Genomic DNA, 19,344 nt, shown 5'->3' with positions numbered 1-19,344 from the left:
GCGTCAGGGGACGGATCACGCCAGCTCAACCTCACTTTTGAGGCTCTCTTGGGCTCGAAACGCCAAGTTGACCCTGCAAACAACTTCGCAGGGTTAATGTCTTTCTTGACCAGCTGTTGACCAACCGTTGGTGCGGGCAAGAGGTACGACCGAACCGGAGGGAGGACCGATGCTCCGAGGCACGACGATCCGGACCCTGCGCACGGCCCTTGTCGCGGTGTCGTTCATCCTTCCCTTCTTCGCGCCTTCCCCGCCCTTCGCAGCTGCGTACACGGCCCGTCACATCGAGGCCAAGGCTCAGCCCGGCGCCACGCGCTCCGGTGAGCAGATACGCGAGGGGGCCGAATCCGACGCGGTCGTGCCCAGTGCCGCGTACGACCACGTGTCGAGACCCTCGACTGCCCACTCCCCGGCCCTGTTCGAGGCCTGAGGCCCCCTGAAGGCCGGTCGCCGCGACCGGCCGCCGGGAACGGAGCAGTCCCCTCACGCACCCTGTCATGCACGTCCGACGCGCCCCCACTGCGCGCCAGGAGGAATCACCACGTCATGCAGCCCCTCATCGACAACGCCCGCATGTTCGGACAGCGCCCTGAGGAGTTCGCTCAGCTGGCTCAGGGACAGTCCCCTGAAGTCCTGTTCATCACCTGCTCCGACTCCAGGGTCGTTCCGGCCCTGATCACCGGCGCCCGCCCCGGCCAGCTGTTCGAGCTGCGCACCGCGGGCAACATCGTCCCCCCGTACACCTCCGACCGTCCCACCGGCGAGGCGGCCACCATCGAGTACGCCGTGGAGGTGCTCGGCGTCCAGGACGTCGTGGTCTGCGGCCACTCGCACTGCGGGGCCGTCGGCGCGCTGGTGCGCGGCGACGACCTCGACGCCGTACCGGCCGTGCGTGACTGGCTGGCGCACGCCGCCGACCGGCCGCGCGCCGTCGAACCCGCCGACCCGACGGTCGCCGAGGCGGTACAGACCCACGTCCTGGCACAACTGCTGCGTCTGCGCTCGTACCCGTGCGTCGAGCGGCGGCTGGCGGACGGCCGGCTGCGGCTGCGCGGCTGGTACTACGAGGTGCACACCGGCGCCGTGCGCGAACACCGCACCGGCACCGGCGTGTTCGAGGCCCTGTGAGGGCCGCCATGACCAAGTACCCCTACCTCAGGCAGGACTTCGCCGCCTCGGTCGTCGTCTTCCTCGTCGCGGTGCCGCTGTGCGTCGGCGTGGCCGTCGCCTCCGGCGCCCCGGCCGAACTCGGCCTGGTCACCGGCATCGTGGGAGGCATCGTCACCGGTCTGCTGCCCGGCAGCAGTCTTCAGGTGTCCGGCCCGGCGGCGGGCCTGACCGTCCTGGTGTACGAGGCGGTCACCGAGTTCGGGCTGCCGGTGCTCGGTGTGCTCGTGCTCGCCGCCGGCCTGCTCCAGCTCCTGATGGGCGCCCTGAAGCTGGGGCGCTGGTTCCGGGCCATCTCGGTCTCGGTCGTCGAGGGCATGCTGGCCGGCATCGGACTCGTGATCATCGCGGGCCAGCTGTACGCGGCGGCCGGCATGAAGGCCCCCACGTCCGGCATCGACAAGATCACCGGCCTGCCCGAGGCCCTCGTGGCGGCCGTCGGCAGCGCCACGGCGGTGGCCTCCGTGGCGATAGGGGCGGGCACGATAGCCGTCATGGTGTCGTGGAAGCGGCTGCCGGAGAAGGCCCGAGCGGTGCCCGGTGCTCTCGCGGCGGTCGCCCTGGCCACGCTCGTCACCTTCGCGTTCGACCTCCCGGTCGCCACGGTCGAGGTGAACGGCCTGATCGACTCGATCCAGCCACCCGGCGCCGACGCCTTCGGCGAGCTGGCGAACCCGGCCGTCCTCGGCACCGTCCTTGCCTTCACGTTGATCGCCTCGGCGGAGAGCCTGTTCAGCGCCGCGGCCGTGGACCGGCTGCACGACGGTCCACGCACCCGCTACGACAAGGAACTGATGGCCCAGGGCGCGGGCAACGCCGTCTGCGGCGTGCTCGGTGCCCTGCCGATGACCGCGGTCATCGTGCGCAGCTCGGCCAACGTCCAGGCGGGTGCGCGGACCAAGGCCTCCCGGGTGCTGCACGGCGTCTGGCTGCTGCTGTTCGCGGCCCTGCTGCCGTCGGCGCTGGCGCTGATCCCGCTGCCCGCACTGGCCGGCATCCTGGTCCACGCGGGCTGGAAGCTGATCCCGTTCCGGCAGCTCGTCACGATGTGGCGCGACCACCGCGGTGAGGCACTGATCCTCGTCGTCACGGCGCTCGCCATCGTCGGGGTGAACATGTTCGAGGGCGTTCTGATCGGCCTGGCCCTGTCGGTCGCCAAGACCGCCTGGGAAGCCTCGCACCTCAAGATGGAGGTCATAGACAAGGGTGCCGGGCCGATCCAGGCCCACCTGTCGGGCAACGCGACCTTCCTGCGGCTGCCGAAGATCCTCGACAGCCTGGAGTCGCTGCCCCAGGACCGGCCCATCGAGCTGAACCTGTCCGGTCTGCATCACCTGGACCACGCGTGCCGTACGGCGCTGGAGAGCTGGGCCGAGCGGCACAGCGCCTCGGGCACCGATCCGGTGAAGGTGACCATACCCTGACCGGCCTCATGGCCCGGTGTCCGGTCCGGAGCCCCGTGGCCCCGGACCGGACACCGGGCATATCGTTGCAGGAACAGACATTGCGGACCTCTGGCGAGGAGGTCGTCATGCTCGATGAACTCCTGGTGGCGGCGGCCACGGCCGGTTCCGTGGGCGTGGTGTACCTCGGCGCCGCGGCGCGGGTCGTCAAGCAGTACGAGCGCGGTGTGGTGCTGCGGCTCGGCCGGCTCAGGGGCGAGGTGCGGTCGCCCGGATTCACGCTGATCGTCCCGCTCGTCGACCGGCTGCACAAGGTCAACATGCAGATCGTCACGATGCCGGTACCGGCCCAGGAAGGCATCACCCGCGACAACGTGACCGTGCGTGTGGACGCCGTCGTCTACTTCAAGGTGGTCGACCCGGCGAGCGCCCTCATCAAGGTCGAGGACTACAAGTTCGCGGTCTCGCAGATGGCCCAGACCTCACTGCGCTCGATCATCGGCAAGAGCGAACTGGACGACCTGCTGTCCGACCGCGAGAAGCTCAACCAGGGCCTTGAACTCATGATCGACAGCCCGGCCGTCGGCTGGGGCGTGCAGGTCGACCGGGTGGAGATCAAGGACGTCTCGCTGCCCGAGACGATGAAGCGCTCCATGGCCCGCCAGGCGGAGGCCGACCGCGAGCGCCGTGCCCGCGTCATCAACGCCGACGCCGAGCTGCAGGCGTCGAGGAAGCTCGCCGAGGCGGCCCAGCAGATGGCGGAGACCCCGGCGGCGCTGCAGTTGCGCCTGCTCCAGACCGTCGTGGCCGTCGCCGCCGAGAAGAACTCGACGCTGGTTCTTCCCTTCCCGGTGGAGCTGCTCCGCTTCCTGGAGCGAGCACCTCAGCTGACGGACCACCCGCAGGGGAGCGTCCAGAGCCACGGCCGTGCGCAGGGTGCGGGAAACGTCCCGGACGTGTCACGGGAGCCGGGCCCCGTGCCCGCGGCGGCACCGCAGCAGGTGCCCCAGCGGCCCGACGAGGCCGCGGGCCTCACCAGGCAGGCCGACGGCACTCCCGGCACCGGTCAGGAGCCGCGCCCCGCCCCGGGACTCGCCGGCGCTCCATGACGGGTGCCACGCGCGTGGTTCCAGCGACCGGCGGCAGCCGGCGGACACGGCGTGCCCTGGGGTGGGCGCCACCTTCTCGCCGGACTGGAGGGTGTACGCCGACTGCTACGGCCCGGGGACGGCCTTCGCGGTTCGCGGTCCGTGGCGGAGGCCGCCGGCCGGGTGACCCGGCGCCGCGTCTGCGACGACTGCCGACATGAAGGTCATATTTTCACAAGGTGATCACTTATGCGCGTAGAGTCATCACCGTCTGCGTCCTGGGCGCCGCCCTCGCGGCCTGCGGCACCGGCCGGCCGCCGCAGGGCGGCCGGCCGGCGGTCCCCTCGGCGCCCGCCTCCCCCTCGCAACCGCCCACCCTCGCCCCCGGCCCCGCGGGCCTCACGCCGGTGTTCACCAGCGGCCCGCGGACCGGGGGCAGGACCGTCGCGCTCACCTTCGACGCCGACATGACCGCCGACCAGGGGCCCCGCGCGGCCGGCGGGGAACACTTCGACAACCCCCAGCTGATCGCGACACTGCGGGCGCTCAAGGTGCCGGCGACCGTGTTCATGACGGGCCGGTGGGCGGAGCAGTACCCGACCCAGGCCCGCGGCATCGACCGGGACCCGCTGTTCGAGGTCGCCAACCACTCCTACAGCCACTACGCGTTCACCGCCGACTGCTACGGCCTGCCGACCGTCGGCGAAGAACGGATGCGCACGGAGGTGGAGCGGGCGTACGCGGCCTTCCGCCGGGCCGGCGTGCGGGACGCGAAACCGTACTTCCGGTTCCCCGGCGGCTGCTACGACCAGCGGGCGCTGCGCGCCCTGAGCGGTTCCGGCGTGACGTCCGTGCAGTGGGACGTGGTGGGCGGGGACGCCTTCGCGACGGACGCGGACGCGGTGGCCCGGCAGGTGCTGCAGGGAGTGCGGCCCGGGTCGGTCGTCGTGCTGCACTGCACGCGCAGCGCGGCGCCGACGACCGAGCGGGCGGTCCGGACGATCGTGCCGGAGCTGCGGCGGCAGGGGTACCGGTTCGTGAAGGTGTCCGAGCTGATCGGGGCGTCGGCCGCGGCCTCCGCAGGATCGTCGTGACCGGCATACGCTGGAGCCATGAGCGACGGTGACGACTACTGCCTGATCAACGCGAGCAGGCCCCCCAAGGCGGACGGGCCGCCCTACGCGGAATGCGTGCTGTGCCGGGAACCGACGGAGTACCCGGAGTCGTACAAGGGGATCACGCTGTGTCCGGCGTGCGAGTGGCTGGAGGCGCAGCGCACGGCCTGCTCCGGGTAGCCGGCGCGGTGCGGTCGCGGGGACCGGGCGCATGGCTCCTCGCCTCCCCGGGGTTGGCAGACTGGACGGCGTGACCACTGAACCCGCTGACAGCCCCTTCCGCTCCGGGCCCGGCGCACGCGACGCCGCGCCCCAGTTCGTGTTGCCACTGGTCGTGCGGATGGAGCGGGACGCCCCGCCCGCCCGGACCGACGCGCTGGAGACCGCCGCCCGTGCCGTGCTCGTCCTGCTGAGTGACGCCCGGTCGCTGGACGACGGGGAGTGGGCCCAGGCCGTACGGGACTGGCAGGACGCGCGGATCCGGAAGGTGGTGCGGCGGGCCCGGGGCGCCGAGTGGCGGCGGGCCGGAGCCCTGCCCGGGATCACCGTGACGGGGAAGTCGGCCGAGGTGAGGGTGTTTCCGCCCGTACCGCTCGACGGGTGGCCCAAGGACCTCGCGCGGCTCCAGGTGTCGGGAACCGACCTCGACGATCCCGAGCCGCCGCTCGGCGCGGACCGGGGCACTCCCGTGCTGTGGCTGAACCCCGAGGTCGCGATGTCCGCCGGCAAGGCCATGGCACAGGCCGGTCACGGCGCCCAGCTCGCCTGGTGGGAACTGCCGGACGAGGAGCGCGCGGCCTGGCGCGACGCCGGCTTCCCGCTGGCCGTGCGGACCTCGGAGCCCGCGCGGTGGCGGCGGCTGACCACGTCCGGTCTGCCACTGGTGCGCGACGCCGGGTACACCGAGATCCCCGCGGGCAGCTGCACCGTCGTCGCCGACCATCCGGCGTTGCGCTGAACCGCCGCACGGCTCGCGGGACCGGATGAACATCCGGCGCCCCGCCCCCGTAGAGACAGATGGGGACACCGGGGACCCAACCGGGGACCCAACCTCAAATGTTGCTCTGAAGGCGCACGCGGCGGGATTCGGGCCCCGCGAGCGGGGCCATACCCCCCTCACGCCGGAGAACAGCGGTCCGTCGAAGGAGACGACTCAGCGGATCCAGGTGCGACAGGACAGACGTGAAAGAGGGGGCCATGCAGCGACTGGGAACCGGAATCGGGTGGCGGCCGGAGATCGCGGACGCCGTGGAGCACATGCCGGGCGTCGACTGGGTCGAGGCCGTCGCCGAGAACGTCTGCCCCGGGCACCTTCCCCCCTCGCTCGAGCGGCTGCGCGCGCGAGGGGTGACCGTCGTCCCGCACGGCGTCTCCCTCGGCCTCGGTGGCGCCGACCGGCCCGACCCGGCGCGTCTTTCGGCGCTGGCCGAGCGGGCGGAGGTGCTCGGCTCGCCACTGGTCTCCGAGCACATCGCGTTCGTCCGGGCGGGCGGCCCGCTGACGGCGTCCCCCGCCCTGGAGGCCGGGCACCTGCTGCCGGTGCCGCGTACCCGGGACGCCCTCGACGTGCTCTGCGAGAACATCCGCATCGCGCAGGACGCACTGCCCGTGCCGCTCGCCGTGGAGAACATCGCCGCGCTGATCTCCTGGCCGGGCGAGGAGATGACGGAGGGGCAGTTCCTGTACGAGCTGGCCGACCGCAGTGGTGTACGGCTCCTGATCGACGTGGCGAACCTGCACACCAACCACGTCAACCGGGACGAGGACCCGGCCGAGGCGCTCGCCGAACTCCCGCTGGAGGCCGTCGCCTACGTCCATGTCGCCGGCGGCTTCGCGCGTGACGGCGTCTGGCACGACAGCCACGCCCACCCGGTCCCCCGGCCGGTCCTCGACATCCTCACCGACCTCGCGTCCCGGATCTCCCCGCCGGGCGTGCTGCTGGAGCGCGACGAGAACTTCCCGGAACCGGCCGAACTGGAGCGGGAGCTGACGGCGATCCGGGGGGCGCTGGAGAAGGGGGCGCGGGAGAGGACCTTGGCGCCGGTCGCCTCGGCTGCGGCTTCCACGGACTGCGCGGGCCGCGTGTCCGGCGCGCCCGCGGCCGTCCCGGCGGCGCGCACGCCGGGAGACTCGGCCGTCGAGCCCGCCGGGTCCCGGGGCACCGGGTCTCCGGCGCCCGGCTCCGGCCCCGCCCGGCAGCGCCTCGCTCTCTCGCAGGCCGCGCTCCTGTCCGCCCTCGTCGCCGGCACCCCCGTCCCCGAAGGGTTCGACCGGGCACGGCTCGCGGTGCAGGCGCGGGCGCTGGCCGGTAAGCGGGCGGACATGGCGGCCGGCGTCGCGCCCGAGTTGCCGCGGATCCTGGGAGCGGGTTTTCGGCCTTCCTTCCTGGCGTACGCCCAGCGGCATCCGATGACCGGGGGGTACCGGCGGGACGCGCTGGACTTCGCCGAGCAGTTGCTGCTCGCCGGCCGGCCCCAGGAGGCCCGGTCGCGGCGGGAGTTGCGGGAGTGGTGGCTGGAGCGGTCCGGCTCGGTGCCGCGTCCCCGTTCACGGATGGCCAGGGCCCGGCGGGTACTGCTTCGCCGCTGACCGCGGGCCGGGCGGAACGTCACGTACCGGCAACGCCCGGTCCCGGAATGTGAACAAGGCATGGAGTCTCTCAGTCGGCTGGCATAGAAACACGGCATGTTCTGGATCCTCCTGCTCCTGCCGGCCTGGGCCGTGTCCGGTCTCGCGTGCACCCGGCTGTGCCTTGCAGCCGTACGCGCGGCGGAGGCCGGCGCCGTGACAGGAGGCCAGCGCGATCTGACGTTGTACGAGGCCGCGTTCCTGTCCGGCGGACCGGCGCGCGTCGCCGATCTGACGCTGGTGTCGATGGCACGGCAGCGGCGGCTGCTGCTCGCGCACACCGGCTGGGCGACCGTCGTGGACCCGCGCGGCCGGGACGACATCGAGCGGTCGGTGATAGGCGCCATCGGGCCGCAAGGGCAGTCCCCCATCGCACCGGTAAGGGCTGCTGCGGCCGCCGCCGACGCGGTGCACGGTCTCGCCGAGCGGCTCGTCGGCGCCGGTCTCGCCGTGCCTGCCGGGTCAGGGACCACCGTGGGGGCCGGCGTGCGCCAGGTGCGGATCGCCGCGGCGGTCGTGCTCGCGCTCGGCGTGGCCGCGCTGCTGATGCCCGCTCAGGACGGCGTGCCGCGCCATCTGGTCGCCCTCTGGTTCAGTCTGCCGCTGTTCCTCTGCCTGAGCTGTCTCGCCCTGGCCCGTATCGAGGCCCACCCGTACTCGCGCTGGGCCTCTCCGGCCGGACAGCGGCTGCTCGACGCACTGGCCCGGCATTCGGGCGACGCGGGGGACGAGCGGGCCTACCTCACCTCGGTCGCCGTGCGCGGCGTCCGCGCGGTCGGCGAGCCGGACCTGCGGGCGGCCTTCGCGCATGGCGGGCACCGCTGGCGGGCCTGACACGGGCTCACCCGGCTCACCGGGCGCACCGGCCCCTCGGGGCGTATGGGCGCATTGGTGCCGACACCAGCCCACTGCGCTTGCCTTTGCCCACAATCGTACGAAGCATCCCTTCTGTCGCTGCCGCGCTCCGAAGGGATTCGCGATGAGAGCTGCCGCCCTCTACACGGCCGCCGGTTCCCTGCTCCTGGCCACCTTCGCCGCCGCCCCGGCGGGCAGCGCCCCGGCCCGCCCGGACGCGACGGCCGAACTGCGCGGCACCACCCTGGCCGCCGCGCGCGCCGCGGCCGCCGGTGTCGACTTCGGCGTATGCCCCGGCGCGCAGGACCTGCCGGCCGGCATGGAGTGCGGCACGGTCACCGTCCCGCTCGACTACGCGCGGCCCGACGGCAGGCAGATCGGGCTCGCCGTCAGCCGGGTCCGGGCCACCCAGCGCGACCCGCACAACAGCAAGCGCAAGGTCCCCCGTCAGGGCGCCCTGGTCTACAACCCGGGCGGTCCGGGCACCTCCGGCCTGCCCTTCCCCCTGATCGGCCGGCTCCAGGAGTGGAAGCGCCTGGCCGCCGCGTACGACCTGGTCGGCTACTCCCCGCGCGGCGTCGGCCGCTCCGCGCCGCTGTCCTGCGAGGACCCCGCGCAGCACCTCAAGGGGCCCTCACCCGCACCGGCGCACCCCTCGGAGAGGGACAAGCAGGAGCACATCGCGCGGGCCAGGGCCTACGCGCGCGGGTGCGTCGAGCGGTCCGGGGACGCGCTGCGGCACTACCACTCCCTGAACAACGCGCGCGACCTGGACGTGCTGCGCGCCGCGCTGGACGAGGACAAGCTGACGTTCATGGGGGCCTCGTACGGCAGCTACTTCGGGGCGCTGTACGCCACGATGTTCCCCTCGCACGTACGGCGGATGGTGTTCGACTCGGCGGTGGACCCCGACCCGGCGCAGATCTGGTACCGCAACAACCTGGCCCAGTCGGCGGCGTTCGAGGACCGCTGGGCGGACATGAAGGACTGGATCGCCCGGCACCACGGCGTGTACGGCCTGGGCGCCACGCCTGCGGAGGTGCAGCGCGGATACGACACCGCACGGGCGCGGCTCGCCGTGGAACCGGCCGGCGGCAAGGCCGGGCCGGGACAACTGCAGGGCGCTTTCCTGGAGGCCGGCTACTACGACAGCCTCTGGCCGTCGCGGGCCGAGGCGCTGTCCGCGTATCTGAAGGGCGATCCGGGTCCGCTGGCCGAGCTTGCCGCGCCGCAGCGCAAGACGGCGGCGCAGGCGGAGAACGCGCGTGCGGTCTACACGGCCGTCGAGTGCAACGACGCGCCGTGGCCGACGGAGTGGAAGGTCTGGGACCGGGACAACACCCGGCTCGCGCGCGTGGCGCCGTTCGAGACGTGGAGCAACGTGTGGCTGAACCTGCCGTGCGCCTACTGGCAGGCGCCGCGGCAGCGGCCGCTGGACGTGCGGACCGGGCCGGGCGAGCTGCCGCCGACGCTGATCCTGGCCGCCGAACGGGACGCCGCCGCCCCCTATGACGGCGCCCTCGAACTCCACCGCCGGCTGTCCGGCTCGGTCCTGGTCACGGAGCGGGACTCCGGCACCCACGGCATCGCGGGCGGCCCCAACGCGTGCGTCAACGCCCACGTGGACGCCTACCTGCTCGACGGCCGCCTCCCGGCGCGCCGCGCGTCCTGCGCCCCGCGCCCGGAGCCGGAGCCGGGCGTCCCCGCCGAACGGGGCGTCCCCGCCCGGCAGCGCCAGGCCGCGGCGGGCCTTCGCTGATCAGGCGAGGCCCGCGACCAGCTCCGCGATCTCCTTGCGGCGGCCGGTGAAGAACGGCACCTCCTCGCGGACGTGCATCCGGGCCTCCGAGGCACGCAGGTGACGCATGAGGTCGACGATGCGGTACAGCTCGTCGGCCTCGAAGGCGAGGAGCCACTCGTAGTCGCCGAGGGAGAAGGAGGCGACCGTGTTGGCGCGCACGTCCGGGTAGCCGCGGGCCATCTTGCCGTGGTCGGCCAGCATCCTGCGGCGGTCCTCGTCCGGCAGCAGGTACCAGTCGTAGGAGCGCACGAAGGGGTAGACGCTGACGTACGCGCGGGGCGTCTCGTCGGCGAGGAACGCCGGGATGTGGCTGCGGTTGAACTCGGCGGGGCGGTGCAGCGCCATGTTCGACCACACCGACTCCATGGCGCGGCCCAGCTTGGTGCGGCGGAACAGGTTGTACGCCTCCTGCAGCTGGTCGCTGGTCTCGGCGTGCCACCAGATCATCAGGTCCGCGTCGGCCCGCAGCCCGGAGAGGTCGTAGGTGCCGCGGACGGTGACGTCCTTGGCGGCGAGCTGGTCGAACAACTCCTGGACCTCTTCGGCGTAGCCCGCGCGGTCCTCGGGCAGCACGTCCTTCAGCTTGAACACCGACCACAGGGTGTAGCGGATGACCTCGTTGAGGTCCTTGGCCAGCTTGCCCTTGTTCGGGATCCGGTCGGGGGCGGTGGTGGAGGCGTCGTCACTCATGTCCCTCATTCTCCCGCTCCGCCGTGCAGGCTCTGCACCGGGTGGGCGGTGAGCTCCCGCACGGCCGTCAGGTCGCCGTGGATCTGGTCGACCGCGGCGTACGCGCTCGCCACGCACGCCGGGATGCCCACCCCGTCGTACACCGCGCCGCACACGGCGAGGCCCGGCAGCTTGCCGACGTGCTCGCGGACCCGGGCCACGCGCGCGTGGTGGCCCACGGGGTACTGCGGCAGGCCACCGTCCCAGCGGGTGACGCGGGTGGCGACCGGTGTGGCGTCGAGGCCGGTGGCCGCCTCGAGGTCGCGCCGGGACACGTCCACCAGCCCGGCGTCGTCGCGCCTGAGGATCTCCGTCTCGCCGTACCGCCCGACCGAGGTGCGCAGCACGACCAGGTCCGGGTCGTCGCCGGCGATCCAGTCCCATTTCCGGGAGGCGAACGTGGAGGCCTTGATCGTGCGCCCGTCGACCGGCGGCACCAGGAAGCCGCTGCCCTCGGGCAGGCGCGCCTCGGTGCGGCGGTAGGCGAGGGTCACCAGCGCCATCGACGCGTACTCGACCGCGGCCAGTTCGGTCGCGGCCGCGGGGGCCTCGGCGCGCAGCAGCCCGGCGGCGGCGGACGCGGGCACGGCGACGATCACCGCGTCGGCGTGCAGGACGTGGTCGCCGGCCACGACCCGCCAGCCCCTACGGCCCGAGCGGCGCAGCTCCGTCACCGGGGTCCCGGTCATGATCTCGCCGCCGCGCGCCCGCACCGACTCGGCCACGGCGAGCGGCAGGCTGCCGACGCCGCCCTCGACGCCCATGAACACCGGCCCGCTCTGCGGGGCCGACGCCGCCCTGGCCTGGATCTCCCGGACCGCCTCGGTGAGCGAGTCGTGCGCCTGGGCGGCCTGGAACAGCTGGGGGACGGCCGAGCGCATCGAGATGCGGTAGGCGTCGCCCGCGTAGACGCCGCCCAGCAGCGGCTCGACGAGCCGGTCGACGACCTCGCGGCCGAGCCGCGCCGCCACGAACCGGCCCACCGCCACGTCGTCGCCGACCTCCGTGCGGGGCAGGCCGGCGTCGCGCTCGACGCGCGCCAGGCCCTCCTCGGACAGCACGCCCGCGAGCGCCGCCGCCGATCCCGGCACGCCCATGACATGGCCCTTGGGCATCGGGCGCAGCGCGCCGCGGGTCCACAGCGAGGCGGTCGTGGTGGCCGGAGGCCGGAGCCGGTCCGCGAGGCCCACCTCGCGCGCGAGGGCGACCGCCTCGGGCCGGCGGGCCAGCATCGACTCGGCCCCCAGGTCCACGCGCACGCCCGCGATCTCGCCGGGCAGCAGCTTGCCGCCGATCCGGCCGGACGCCTCCAGCACGGTCACCCGCGCCCCGCGGTCCAGCAGCCGGTGGGCCGCGGCCAGCCCGGCGATTCCGGCTCCGACGACGACGGCGTGCCCGGCGCCGGTGGGTGCTGCGTTCATGACTCCACCCTCTCAGACACCACCGGCAGTCACCCCGTCGCCCCGTGGCCCCGCCGAGTCCCGACCGTGACCGCATCGGGACCGCGCGGGCCCAACGTCCCGGCCCGTCCCGGCGTCGAAGGAGCGTCCGATGCCACGACCCCCGGGGGTTCACCACATGCACGCGCCACGCACCGCACGCCGCTTCGCGGCTCGCCCTGTCCCGGCTCTGGCCGGGCTCCTGCTCGCCACCGCCCTCGCGCTGACCGGGTGCAGCGGCGAGGCGCGCACCTCCTCGGGCTCCAGGGGGGACGCGGCCGCCGCCCAGGACCAGGGGGCCGCCGGTCCGGGCGCGAAGGAGGGCGCCTACGACAGCGACAGCCGCCCGGGCGGGCGGAGGCCTCCGGCCGCGCCTCAGCTCCCGACGAACCGCATCATCCGCACCGCGTCACTGACCGTGCAGGTCAAGGACGTACCGAAGGCCCTGGACGAGGCCCGTACCGCCACCGAGACCGCGGGCGGCTTCGTGGGCAGCGAGACCACCACCCGGGACGAGGACGGGGGCGAGCACACCCGCGTCGTCCTGCGGGTGCCCGTCGCGCGGTACGAGGACGTCCTGGCCGGCCTGGAGGGCACGGGCAAGCTGCTCGAACGCACCGCGAAGGCGACGGACGTCACCGACCAGGTCGTGGACGTGGAGAGCCGCATCGAGACCCAGCGCGCCAGCGTCGCCCGGATCCGCGAGCTGATGGACCGGGCGACCCGGCTGAGCGACGTGGTGGAGCTGGAGGGCGAGCTGAGCGGCCGCCAGGCCGACCTGGAGGCGCTGCTCGCCCAGCAGGCGTCGCTGAAGGACCGCACGAGCCTGTCGACCATCACCCTGTCGCTGTTCGAGAAGCCGGTGGCCACGACGCCGAAGGAGGACGACGCCCCCGGGTTCACGGACGCGCTGGCGGGGGGCTGGGACGCCTTCGTCACGATGCTGCGCTGGATCGCCGTCGCCCTGGGCGCGGTGCTGCCGTTCGCCGTGCCGGCGGCGCTGCTCGTCCTCGTCTGGCTGCGCCTCGTGCGGCCCCGCAGGGCGCGCCGCCCCGCGACGGCGCCCGCGACGGCGCCCGGGCCGCTGCCGGCGGCCCGGCGAGCACCTGAGCCCGCGGCCGGACCCGCCCCGGAGGAGGAGCGGGGCGCGCGGGACTGAAATGCCTCGTGGCCGTAGCGTGTTCGCATGAGCATGAGCGGTGCGAGAGGTACCAGAGAGCGACTCGTCGTGATCGGCGGTGACGCCGCGGGCATGTCCGCGGCGTCCCAGGCCCGCCGTATGAAGGGCCCCGGTGAGCTGGAGATCGTGGCGTTCGAGCGCGGCCACTTCACCTCGTACTCCGCGTGCGGCATCCCGTACTGGGTGGGCGGCGAGGTATCCGGCCGTGACGAGCTGATCGCCCGCACGCCCGAGGAGCACCGCTCCCGCGACATCGGCCTGCGGCTGCGGACGGAGGTCGTGGAGATCGACGTCGCCGGGGCGCGGGTACGCGCGCGGGAGGTCGATTCGGGGGCCGAGTCCTGGACGTCGTACGACAAACTCGTGATCGCCACCGGCGCCCGGCCGATCCGCCCGGACATGCCCGGCGCCGACGCTCCCGGCGTGCACGGTGTGCAGACCCTGGACGACGGCCAGGAACTCCTGGACACCCTCACCCGCACGCGGGGCAGGCGAGCGGTGGTCGTCGGGGCGGGCTACATCGGCGTCGAGATGGCCGAGGCGCTGATCAACCGCGGCTATCAGGTGACGGTCGTCAACCGGGGCGCGGAGCCCATGTCCACGCTCGACGCGGACATGGGGCGGCTGGTGCACCGGGCCATGGAGGGCATGGGCATCACCATGGTCAACGACGCCGAGGTCACCAAGATCCTCACCGGTGACGACGGGCGGGTGCGGGCGGTGGCCACGGAGGACGCCGAGTACCCGGCGGACGTGGTCGTGCTCGGCATCGGCGTACGCCCCGAGACGACGCTCGCGAAGGCGGCGGGGCTGCCTCTCGGCGAGCACGGCGGGCTGCTGACCGATCTGGCGATGCGGGTACGCGGTCACGAGAACATCTGGGCCGGCGGCGACTGCGTGGAGGTCCTCGACCTGGTCGCCGGCCGGGAGAGGCATGTCGCCCTCGGCACCCATGCCAACAAGCACGGACAGGTCATCGGCATGAACGTGGGAGGCGGCTACGCGACCTTCCCCGGAGTGGTCGGCACCGCGGTCAGCAAGGTGTGCGATCTGGAGATCGCCCGCACCGGGCTGCGGGAGAAGGACGCGCGGCGGGCGGGACTGCAGTTCGAGGCGGTGACCGTCGAGTCCACCAGCCGGGCCGGGTACTACCCCGGGGCCTCCCCGATGACCGTGAAGATGCTCGCCGAGCGCCGCACGGGGCGGCTGCTCGGCGTGCAGATCGTCGGCCGGGAGGGAGCGGGCAAGCGGGTGGACGTCGCGGCGGTGGCGCTCACCGCCGGGATGACGGTGGAGCAGATGACCGCCCTGGACCTGGGGTACGCGCCGCCGTTCTCACCGGTGTGGGATCCCGTGCTGGTCGCCGCGCGGAAGGCCGCGGGGAAGCTGCGCGGGGCGTCCTGACGGCGGGACGCAGGTGGCTCACGCCGTCCCGTTGATGCGGTCTATCGCCTGCCGTGCCTGCTCCGCGGGCGGGCGGGAGGGCAGCGACGACACCGAGGCCGGCGCCACCGGCATGGCCCCGGGCTGCACCCCCGCCGGTTTCGCGTGCGCGCCCGGGGAGACGGAGCGCAGCCGGTTGCCCACCGCCTCGTCCAGCGTCACCGGTCGCTGCAACTGCGCCGCCATGCGGCCGGCCTCCTGGCCGAGCCGGGCGACGTCCTCCCAGGGGAGGCGGACCACCAGTGCGAGCTGCGCCTCGCCGTCGGGGGTGGCCTGCACCTCAGGAGTGACTCGCTCGTTCATCGCCTGTTCCTCACGTCGTCCCGCGACGCGCCTCGCCGGGCCGCGGCCGGTCGAGGAGGCATACGCACGCCGGGCCCGGCGCGTTCACCGGTTCGGCGGGCACATCGAGGGCAGTACTTCCTTGTGGTGATCCCCGTCCATGACGTCAACCCCGCGCGCCGCACACCCTGGGTGACGTACGCGCTGATCGCGGCGAACGTCGTCGTGTTCCTGTCCACGCCCGGCCTCGCCGGATCGGTGGCGGGTGACAGCAGCCTGGCGCAACTGTGCCAGCTGCACGCGTTCCTGGACCGCTACGCGGTGGTGCCGCAGGAGCTGATCCACCATCAGCTGCCCCGCCTGGTGCCGACCGGGGACGTCGCGGTCGGCCCCCGGGGCCCGGGCTGTGCGGTGGGCCCGCCGGGGTACGACAAGTCACCCGAACTCAGCGTGCTCACGGCGATGTTCCTGCACGGCGGCTGGCTGCATCTGCTGGGCAACATGCTCTTCCTGCTGATCTTCGGCAACAACGTCGAGGACCGCATGGGTCATGTACGCTTCACACTGTTCTACGCCGTCTGCGGCTACGCGGCCTCGTACGCCTTCGCGCTGCTCAACGCCGGGTCCGCAGAACCGCTGATCGGCGCCTCCGGGGCGATCGCCGGGGTGCTGGGCGCCTATCTGGTGCTGTACCCCAAGGCCAGGGTGTGGGTGCTCGTCCCGTTCCTGATCTTCCTGCCGCTGCGCCTGCCGGCCTGGCTGGTGCTGGGCTTGTGGTTCGTGCTCCAGGCCGTGTACTCCTCCGGCGAGGGCGTGTCCGACGCGGGCACCGTGGCGTACGCGGCCCACATCGTCGGCTTCCTCGCCGGCATGCTCCTCGCCTGGCCACTGAAGCCGGGCACGCCACCGCCGCCGGAGCCACGCGGCCTGCTGTTCGGCAGGCGGGCGCGGCCCCGGCAGACGTGGTGAGCCGTCAGCGCGCGGTCTGCGTGTGGACGTACTCGACGAGGCGGGTGAGGGCGTCCGGGTCGGTGGACGGCATCACGCCGTGGCCGAGGTTGAAGATGTGGCCCTCCAGCCCCGCCGCCGTGTCCAGGACCTCGCGGGCCTTGCTCTCGACGGCCTCCTCGGTGGCGAACAGGACCGTCGGGTCGAGGTTGCCCTGCAGGGCCTTGCCGGGGCCGACGCGGCGGGCGGCCTCGTCGAGCGGGACGCGCCAGTCGACGCCGACGACGTCCGCGCCGGCCTCGCCCATCAGGCCGAGGAGCTCACCGGAGCCGACACCGAAGTGGATGCGCGGGACGCCGTACGCCTCGACCGCGCGGAACACCTTCGCGGAGGCGGGCAGGACGGAGCGCCGGTAGTCGGCGGGAGCGAGGGCGCCGGCCCAGGAGTCGAAGAGCTGGACGGCGGAGGCGCCCGCCTCGATCTGCACCGTGAGGAAGGCGGCGGTGATGTCCGCGAGGCGGTCGAGGAGGTCGGCCCACAGCTGCGGCTCGCCGTACATCATCGCCTTGGCGTTCTCGTACGTGCGGGACGGGCCGCCCTCGACGAGGTAGCTCGCGAGGGTGAACGGGGCGCCGGCGAACCCGATCAGGGGCGTCTCACCGAGCTCGGCGGTCAGCAGGCCGATCGCCTCCGTGACGTAGGAGACGTCCTCGGGGGTGAGGTCGCGCAGCTGTGCCAGGTCGGCGCGGGAGCGGATCGGGTGCTCGACGACCGGGCCGACGCCGGGCTTGATGTCGAGGTCGACGCCGATGGCCTTGAGGGGGACGACGATGTCGCTGAAGTAGATCGCCGCGTCCACGTCGTGCCGGCGCACCGGCTGCAGCGTGATCTCGGTGACCAGGTCGGGCCGCATGCACGACTCCAGCATCGGGATGCCCTCGCGCACCTTGCGGTACTCGGGCAGCGAGCGCCCGGCCTGCCGCATGAACCACACCGGCGTGTGCGGCACGGGCTCGCGCCTGCACGCCTTGAGGAAGGCGGAGTCGTACGTCGCTGTCGGCTGCTGGCCCGTAGGGCTTCCGTTGGCACTCACGGGAAAAGTCTCGCACGGCGCCCGAAGGGGCGGTGCCCGGCACCTGGTGCCGGCCGGCCGGCGCGCGCCGGGGTGCGCGCGCCTCGTCGGGGTCCGCCGGTGGCGGGACCCGGTGTCCGGGTACCGCCGGGCGGGGTGTCTAGCCTGCGCCCGGCGTCCGTTCCCCTTAATCTGCACCGCATGGCTGCGGCTCAGGGACGACTGTCGGACGGCGCTGGCGGAATGGACGACCCGAAGGAGGGGGACCTGCATACGGGCGACACTGCTCCCGTGCCCTTCCGGGCCGCCGTCGAGGCGCTGCGCACCGCACGGCTGCGGCCGCAGATCGAGGTCGAGCCCACCCGGGCGCCCCAGCGGCTGGCCCCGCACGCGTACGCGCTGGAGGCCGCCGTCGTCGACGGCGACCAGGACCTGGCCGACGGCCGGCTGGTGCTCCTGCACGACCCGGCGGGACACGACGCCTGGCGCGGCACCTTCCGGCTGGTGACGCTGGTGCGGGCGGAGCTGGAGGCGGAGATGGCCGCCGACCCGCTGCTGCCGGAGGTGTGCTGGAGCTGGCTGACCGGCGCGCTGCAGGCGCGCGGTCTGACGTACGGCGAAGCGAGCGGCACGGTCACGCGCGCGAGTTCGCACTACTTCGGCGGGCTGTCCGCGCGTCCCGCCGCGTCGCAGATCGAGATCCGGGCCTCCTGGACCCCCCGGGAGGGCCTGGGCGGCGTACCGGACACGGCGGCCCACCTCGCCGCCTGGTGCGACCTGCTGGCCCAGGTCGCCGGCCTGCCGCCGGCCGGTCCGGGCGACGCGTCGGTGGTCACCCTGCCGCAGCGGCGCGACCCGCAGGCCCGCTGACCCGCGGCGCGCACCCGGCCCCGCCCCGGCGTCCGGGCGTGCTTGCGAGCATGCCTCCGGACGCGTTGCCGCCGCGCCTTTCCCTCTCGCCCGCACACCCTGCTCGCCGAAGACGGGCCGGGCAAACACGCATGCGGCCATTCGGGTGGATCTCTTTGTCGATACGGCCACTTTCGACCGGACAACGAATCGAACCGAAACCGTTCGATCTTCGGATGATCGCTCGCGTGTCCGAATTGCTCGGATTGTTACTCACCAGATCGTGATCATTCTCTAAAGGCGGACCGGTTTGCTGCCGAAGACGTCTGTGACCTTGAAAGCACGGTTCGTCCCGGCTTCACCCCCCCACGAGCCGCCCCGTCCCCGCACCCAGGAGGCCTGGTGTCCGTTCTCCTTGAGCAGCCCGCAAGCCTGGTCGCCTACCGCCCGAACAAGCCGACCGCGATGGTGGTCGTGGCCGATCCCCGCGTCCGCTCGACCGTCACCCGCCACCTGTGGGCGCTCGGTGTGCGCGATGTCATCGAGGCCTCCTCCATCGCCGAGGCTCGTCCCCGCATCGGCAACCCCCGCGACATCTGCGTCGCCGACGTCCACCTGCCGGACGGCTCCGGTCTGACGCTGCTGTCCGAAACCCGCGCCGCGGGCTGGCCCAACGGGCTCGCCCTGTCGGCCGCCGACGACATCGGCGCCGTGCGCAACGCCCTCGCGGGCGGCGTGAAGGGCTACGTCGTCACCGGCACCCGTACCAACGTCGGGCTCCCCACCCGGCCGGGTGCCGCCCCCATCGGCGCGGCCGCCGCCCGTCTGCACCGCCGCCCCCCGGGTGCCCCGAGTCACCCGGGCGGCTACCGCGAGCTCTCCGGCCGCGAGGTCGAGGTGCTGCGTTTGGTCGCCGAAGGCCAGTCGAACAAGGCGATCGGCGTCTCGATGGGCCTGTCCGCGCTGACCGTCAAGAGCCACCTCGCCCGGATCGCCCGCAAGCTCGGCACGGGTGACCGCGCCGGAATGGTGGCCGTGGCCCTGCGCACCGGCATCATCCACTGACCACCGCCCCACCCGGAGCCGCCCCTCACCCGCTTCCCCACTCCCCCACTCCCCCCCCACTCCCCCCGCTCCCCCGCTTCCCGCCGTCCCTACCCGGGCCACCCTTTCGCCGGATCACCCCGGCATTACCTGACGTGCACGGGATCGAGCCGCCGATGCCCGCCCGCGTCCCCTCGGTCGTGACCGGGAACCCCATGGGCCTGACTGGTTTGCGACCCTCCGGGGGGCGGCCCCGCGCCCGGGCCGCGGGGGGGGGCGGCCCCCCCCCCCGGACCCCCTC

General features: G+C 73.5%; 19 protein-coding genes. 15 read left to right on the top strand and 4 right to left on the bottom strand.

From position 1 onward, the window contains the following. Positions 1-169 precede the first annotated feature (169 nt). The 10 genes from ACGF8A_RS12100 to ACGF8A_RS12055 all read left to right on the top strand — a co-directional run bounded on the left by ACGF8A_RS12100 (position 170) and on the right by ACGF8A_RS12055 (position 10,015). Positions 170-430, top strand: coding sequence for a hypothetical protein (locus ACGF8A_RS12100; RefSeq protein WP_393106934.1), 261 nt, complete (start codon positions 170-172; stop codon positions 428-430). Between the two features lie 116 nt (positions 431-546). Further along, positions 547-1,128 (top strand): carbonic anhydrase, encoded by a 582-nt coding sequence (locus ACGF8A_RS12095; protein ID WP_393106932.1) that lies wholly within the window; start codon positions 547-549, stop codon positions 1,126-1,128. A gap of 8 nt (positions 1,129-1,136) precedes the next feature. Further along, positions 1,137-2,591, top strand: coding sequence for a SulP family inorganic anion transporter (locus ACGF8A_RS12090; protein ID WP_393106930.1), 1,455 nt, complete (start codon positions 1,137-1,139; stop codon positions 2,589-2,591). A gap of 107 nt (positions 2,592-2,698) precedes the next feature. Beyond that, positions 2,699-3,679, top strand: coding sequence for a slipin family protein (locus tag ACGF8A_RS12085; protein WP_393106928.1), 981 nt, complete (start codon positions 2,699-2,701; stop codon positions 3,677-3,679). Between the two features lie 218 nt (positions 3,680-3,897). After that, on the top strand, positions 3,898-4,752 hold the full coding sequence (locus ACGF8A_RS12080) for a polysaccharide deacetylase family protein (RefSeq protein WP_393106926.1): 855 nt from the start codon (positions 3,898-3,900) through the stop codon (positions 4,750-4,752). Between the two features lie 18 nt (positions 4,753-4,770). Then, a complete protein-coding gene (locus ACGF8A_RS12075; protein ID WP_393106924.1) occupies positions 4,771-4,953 on the top strand; it encodes a hypothetical protein in 183 nt (60 codons plus the stop codon). A 31-nt stretch (positions 4,954-4,984) separates the two neighbouring features. Further along, positions 4,985-5,731 carry a peptidyl-tRNA hydrolase gene (locus ACGF8A_RS12070; protein WP_393106922.1) on the top strand — a complete coding sequence of 249 codons (747 nt, stop codon included), beginning with the start codon at positions 4,985-4,987 and terminating at the stop codon, positions 5,729-5,731. Positions 5,732-5,970: 239 nt separating this feature from the next. Next, the gene (locus ACGF8A_RS12065; protein WP_393106920.1) at positions 5,971-7,362 is read left to right on the top strand and encodes a DUF692 family multinuclear iron-containing protein; all 1,392 of its coding nucleotides are present in this window, start codon (positions 5,971-5,973) and stop codon (positions 7,360-7,362) included. A 96-nt stretch (positions 7,363-7,458) separates the two neighbouring features. Beyond that, the gene (locus ACGF8A_RS12060) at positions 7,459-8,235 is read left to right on the top strand and encodes a TIGR04222 domain-containing membrane protein (RefSeq protein ID WP_393106917.1); all 777 of its coding nucleotides are present in this window, start codon (positions 7,459-7,461) and stop codon (positions 8,233-8,235) included. 145 nt (positions 8,236-8,380) lie between these two features. After that, a complete protein-coding gene (locus tag ACGF8A_RS12055) occupies positions 8,381-10,015 on the top strand; it encodes an alpha/beta hydrolase (protein WP_393106915.1) in 1,635 nt (544 codons plus the stop codon). Here the strand turns inward: ACGF8A_RS12055 and hemQ are convergent, their stop codons facing one another. Then, positions 10,016-10,747: a hydrogen peroxide-dependent heme synthase gene (hemQ, locus tag ACGF8A_RS12050; RefSeq protein ID WP_393106913.1), complete on the bottom strand. Its 732-nt coding sequence runs from the start codon at positions 10,745-10,747 to the stop codon at positions 10,016-10,018. 5 nt (positions 10,748-10,752) lie between these two features. Next, a complete protein-coding gene (hemG, locus tag ACGF8A_RS12045; RefSeq protein WP_393106910.1) occupies positions 10,753-12,207 on the bottom strand; it encodes a protoporphyrinogen oxidase in 1,455 nt (484 codons plus the stop codon). A gap of 130 nt (positions 12,208-12,337) precedes the next feature. Here hemG and ACGF8A_RS12040 point away from each other — a divergent pair, with 130 nt between their 5' ends. Together ACGF8A_RS12040 and ACGF8A_RS12035 are read left to right on the top strand one after the other, a co-directional pair. Next, entirely contained in the window at positions 12,338-13,384 is a 1,047-nt protein-coding gene (locus ACGF8A_RS12040) for a DUF4349 domain-containing protein (protein ID WP_393106908.1), read from the top strand. Positions 13,385-13,411: 27 nt separating this feature from the next. Then, a complete protein-coding gene (locus ACGF8A_RS12035) occupies positions 13,412-14,809 on the top strand; it encodes an FAD-dependent oxidoreductase (protein WP_393106906.1) in 1,398 nt (465 codons plus the stop codon). Between the two features lie 18 nt (positions 14,810-14,827). On the opposite strand, the gene ACGF8A_RS12030 is transcribed toward ACGF8A_RS12035, so the two are convergent. Then, positions 14,828-15,151 (bottom strand): hypothetical protein, encoded by a 324-nt coding sequence (locus tag ACGF8A_RS12030; RefSeq protein ID WP_393106904.1) that lies wholly within the window; start codon positions 15,149-15,151, stop codon positions 14,828-14,830. Between the two features lie 123 nt (positions 15,152-15,274). Between ACGF8A_RS12030 and ACGF8A_RS12025 the strand changes: the two genes are divergently transcribed. Next, complete coding sequence (locus ACGF8A_RS12025) at positions 15,275-16,099, top strand: rhomboid family intramembrane serine protease (RefSeq protein ID WP_393106902.1); 825 nt, start codon at positions 15,275-15,277, stop codon at positions 16,097-16,099. Between the two features lie 4 nt (positions 16,100-16,103). Here ACGF8A_RS12025 and hemE read toward each other — a convergent pair whose 3' ends face one another. After that, the gene (hemE, locus tag ACGF8A_RS12020) at positions 16,104-17,171 is read right to left on the bottom strand and encodes a uroporphyrinogen decarboxylase (protein ID WP_393106899.1); all 1,068 of its coding nucleotides are present in this window, start codon (positions 17,169-17,171) and stop codon (positions 16,104-16,106) included. Between the two features lie 180 nt (positions 17,172-17,351). Between hemE and ACGF8A_RS12015 the strand changes: the two genes are divergently transcribed. Further along, positions 17,352-18,020: a DUF3000 domain-containing protein gene (locus ACGF8A_RS12015; RefSeq protein ID WP_393106897.1), complete on the top strand. Its 669-nt coding sequence runs from the start codon at positions 17,352-17,354 to the stop codon at positions 18,018-18,020. A 381-nt stretch (positions 18,021-18,401) separates the two neighbouring features. Continuing rightward, the gene (locus ACGF8A_RS12010; protein WP_003993737.1) at positions 18,402-19,064 is read left to right on the top strand and encodes a response regulator transcription factor; all 663 of its coding nucleotides are present in this window, start codon (positions 18,402-18,404) and stop codon (positions 19,062-19,064) included. Positions 19,065-19,344: the final 280 nt, after the last annotated feature.

Origin of the sequence: Streptomyces sp. NPDC047706, assembly GCF_043204795.1 — a bacterium.
Taxonomy (GTDB): domain Bacteria; phylum Actinomycetota; class Actinomycetes; order Streptomycetales; family Streptomycetaceae; genus Streptomyces.
Note: the sequence above shows the minus strand (reverse complement) of the source record. Positions and strands in the feature narration are given on the sequence as shown.

Excerpts from the sequence above, each read along its gene's own strand:
- ACGF8A_RS12100 (WP_393106934.1), top strand. The coding sequence starts at position 170 with ATGCTCCGAGGCACGACGATCCGGACCCTGCGCACGGCCCTTGTCGCG.
- ACGF8A_RS12095 (WP_393106932.1), top strand. The coding sequence starts at position 547 with ATGCAGCCCCTCATCGACAACGCCCGCATGTTCGGACAGCGCCCTGAG.
- ACGF8A_RS12090 (WP_393106930.1), top strand. The coding sequence starts at position 1,137 with ATGACCAAGTACCCCTACCTCAGGCAGGACTTCGCCGCCTCGGTCGTC.
- ACGF8A_RS12085 (WP_393106928.1), top strand. The coding sequence starts at position 2,699 with ATGCTCGATGAACTCCTGGTGGCGGCGGCCACGGCCGGTTCCGTGGGC.
- ACGF8A_RS12075 (WP_393106924.1), top strand. The coding sequence starts at position 4,771 with ATGAGCGACGGTGACGACTACTGCCTGATCAACGCGAGCAGGCCCCCC.
- ACGF8A_RS12070 (WP_393106922.1), top strand. The coding sequence starts at position 4,985 with ATGGCTCCTCGCCTCCCCGGGGTTGGCAGACTGGACGGCGTGACCACT.
- ACGF8A_RS12065 (WP_393106920.1), top strand. The coding sequence starts at position 5,971 with ATGCAGCGACTGGGAACCGGAATCGGGTGGCGGCCGGAGATCGCGGAC.
- ACGF8A_RS12060 (WP_393106917.1), top strand. The coding sequence starts at position 7,459 with ATGTTCTGGATCCTCCTGCTCCTGCCGGCCTGGGCCGTGTCCGGTCTC.
- ACGF8A_RS12055 (WP_393106915.1), top strand. The coding sequence starts at position 8,381 with ATGAGAGCTGCCGCCCTCTACACGGCCGCCGGTTCCCTGCTCCTGGCC.
- hemQ (WP_393106913.1), bottom strand. The coding sequence starts at position 10,747 with ATGAGTGACGACGCCTCCACCACCGCCCCCGACCGGATCCCGAACAAG.
- hemG (WP_393106910.1), bottom strand. The coding sequence starts at position 12,207 with ATGAACGCAGCACCCACCGGCGCCGGGCACGCCGTCGTCGTCGGAGCC.
- ACGF8A_RS12040 (WP_393106908.1), top strand. The coding sequence starts at position 12,338 with ATGCCACGACCCCCGGGGGTTCACCACATGCACGCGCCACGCACCGCA.
- ACGF8A_RS12035 (WP_393106906.1), top strand. The coding sequence starts at position 13,412 with ATGAGCATGAGCGGTGCGAGAGGTACCAGAGAGCGACTCGTCGTGATC.
- ACGF8A_RS12030 (WP_393106904.1), bottom strand. The coding sequence starts at position 15,151 with ATGAACGAGCGAGTCACTCCTGAGGTGCAGGCCACCCCCGACGGCGAG.
- ACGF8A_RS12015 (WP_393106897.1), top strand. The coding sequence starts at position 17,352 with ATGGCTGCGGCTCAGGGACGACTGTCGGACGGCGCTGGCGGAATGGAC.